The sequence below is a fragment of the Paraburkholderia sediminicola genome (assembly GCF_046026895.1).
GTDB lineage: Bacteria > Pseudomonadota > Gammaproteobacteria > Burkholderiales > Burkholderiaceae > Paraburkholderia > Paraburkholderia sediminicola_C.
The window spans coordinates 1-2,483 of sequence record NZ_JAQQEU010000194.1; the positions used below are offsets into that span (position 1 = coordinate 1).

At 61.3% G+C, this 2,483-nt stretch carries 2 protein-coding genes and 1 pseudogene; 1 reads left to right on the top strand and 2 read right to left on the bottom strand.

Annotated features, from left to right (window positions below):
• Positions 1-501 (bottom strand): SUF system Fe-S cluster assembly regulator (locus PQR02_RS40140; protein WP_408243343.1); only part of this gene is annotated, 501 nt, incomplete at its 3' end.
• Positions 502-1,497: 996 nt separating this feature from the next.
• On the opposite strand from PQR02_RS40140, the pseudogene PQR02_RS40145 reads away from it, so the two are divergent.
• Positions 1,498-1,860, top strand: a pseudogene (locus PQR02_RS40145) (IS110 family transposase); the annotation flags it as partial.
• 24 nt (positions 1,861-1,884) lie between these two features.
• Here the strand turns inward: PQR02_RS40145 and PQR02_RS40150 are convergent.
• Positions 1,885-2,483, bottom strand: a 599-nt coding sequence (locus tag PQR02_RS40150; RefSeq protein WP_459252067.1) for an efflux MFS transporter permease, incomplete at its 5' end; no start/stop codon positions are given.

Consider the following 2,483-nt stretch of genomic DNA (forward strand, 5'->3'; position numbering starts at 1 on the left):
ATGGCCTCCGTCGATCGTTTTGCGCGCCAGTGATTTTGCACGCGCGGGGCGGCTGGCGACGCTGCGCGCGCGGATCGCGCTGATATCGACCGCGCGCAAGGTCGGACCCGCCATGTCCGCCAGCGTGACCTGCTGTAACGCCTCGCAGATCACGCGATTGACCTTCTGCCAGTTGGCCCGCACCGCGCACGCCGCCTCCTGGATGCACAAGCCAGGCAATGTGCTGCATTCGGTCACGCCGATCGGCCCGTCGACCGCGGCGATCACCTCCGCCAGCGTGATCCGCTCGGGCGGCCGCGGCAGCAGGTAACCACCCTTCGTGCCACGCAGCGACTCCACCATACCGCCCCGCGTCAGGATTTTCAGAACCTTTGACACCGTAGGCATCGCGACTCCGATCGCCGCCGCAATGCTGCTTGCGCTGTGGACTGCATCCGGGTCGCGCGCCATCGCGGTCATGATCACCGTACCGTAGTCGGCAAGTTTGCTCATGCGCAACATCGGAATATCTCCCGTTTTAATCAGGACCCATGCGGTCCTGATTACACCAAAATGGAATCCGGCATGTTTGTAGTGAAGGACACCGACCTGCGAGGGGATTGCTGGCCACGTCGCCAACCGCTCCCCGTTTCCGGAGAAGCATTTCGATGTACGACGGGCACGTTGATTTCATTTTAGACCTGTATGGAAGACCTTGTCAGTGCATGGGTCTTCGAGACGGACGGCTCTGAGAGACACGCCCCGTCGCCCCCCAATACCCACTCGCCCCCCAAGACACCAATTGTTTGACACCTTCAATATCGACCAGATGAAACGCCAGACTCCACGCGCGGAACGGGCATGCGTATCGTCTGTATCGGGGGAGGCCCAGCCCGGCTGTAGTTGAGGTGTTGACGAACGCGTATCGTGGCTTAACCCCAAGATCTGAGGTCATCGCCGGGCTGTGGTCGCCGTGGCCCGCTAACTTGCCGTCCCTCTGCACAAGATATGGGTGGAATCGCTCCGACTTCCGCTGCAGGTCAATGGAGGCGACGGCATGATGCAAACCGCTCACCAGAACTGGACCCTACTGGACGCGTCCGAAGCCTGGACGATGGTCTGGAAGCAGCAGCAACTGACCGCCGAGCCCGGGGCGCGCCCTGGAGCGAGGACTCCCCCATCTCTGTTCCGACCAATGCGTGCAGCGTGCCGTTGCGCCTACGGGCCGACTGCGGAAAGAAGTGTGACCCGCGCCCAAGGCGTTTACAAAGCCAACCCACCCGAGATCGACCCTTGACATCACCGTCGTAATGGCAGCGAAAACTCTGCTGGATAACGCTTTAGCCAGGCGTAACAGCGGCGCAACGGCGTCACGGGTTTACGCCGACTAGGCGAGGTGCCGGGTGCGTCCGAAACTCGTGGCGTCGAGCGACATCGAGGGCAACCAAATAAAGCCCGATTCTGTCCCCACATAGCAGGAATCGGAGATCTCCATGCAGCGAATGATCGAATATCGTGGATTCGGCCGACGCACGGGCGATCTGGATGGCCACGCAGATGCCCAGCAAGGAAGTGGCGGTGAAGACGGAAACGCGGCCGGCCGTTCTGGCGCTGCACCGGATGCGGCAACAACTTGTGAAGTTTCGCACTACGCAGATCAACAGCCTGAGGGGCCTGCTGTCCGAATACGGTGAAGTGATGGGAACAGGTCGTGCCGCGCTGGACAGGACTATCGCGGGCGTGTTGGAGAGACTGTCCGGGCGCCTGCCGATGGTACTCATTGATACGCTTCGCGAACAGTGGAATGGGCTGGCGACACTGGACCGGCAGATTGCCCAGATCGAGAGACGGTTGCATGAATGGATGAAGCAGGACCATGCGACCGTCCGCTCGTCATCACCAGCTTTATTGATTGCTTGCGTCTACCGGCAGCGCCGCGCTCTCCCACAGTCCGATTGCGAGCAAGGCCAGACCAGTCGCACACAGGACACTTGCGCGATAACGTTCGGCCAGTCGTGCGGCGAGAGGCGCCACAAACACGATCACGAGCGGCCATGGCGTCATCAGCATGCCACTCACCCGGATGCTGCGACCGACGATCTGTTCGAACATGAAGGGCAGAGAGACCAGTGCCGTCGACTGCGCGGCATACGCGCAGATCGAGGTGAGCGATGACACGGAAAACAATGGGATGGCAAGCAGGTCATTAGGCAGAATCGCGTGCTCGCGACCGCGTTGGTGCCAGACGAAGAACGCGGTCAATACGACGCCTGCCGCAACCATCAAACCGGCGTGACTGCCTACCGTGTTCAATCCAGCGCCGCCGATAATCGTGAGCGCGAGCGCGACACCGCCGATAATTGCACCGCTGGCATCGAAGGAACGTTTCGCACCCCGTGTGTGCGGCAGGGAGAACCCCGCGCCAACGAACACGATGACGCTAATGGGCACGTTGACCCAGAAGAGCCACGGCCAGCTCGCTGTATGCAGGATGAACGCCGTGA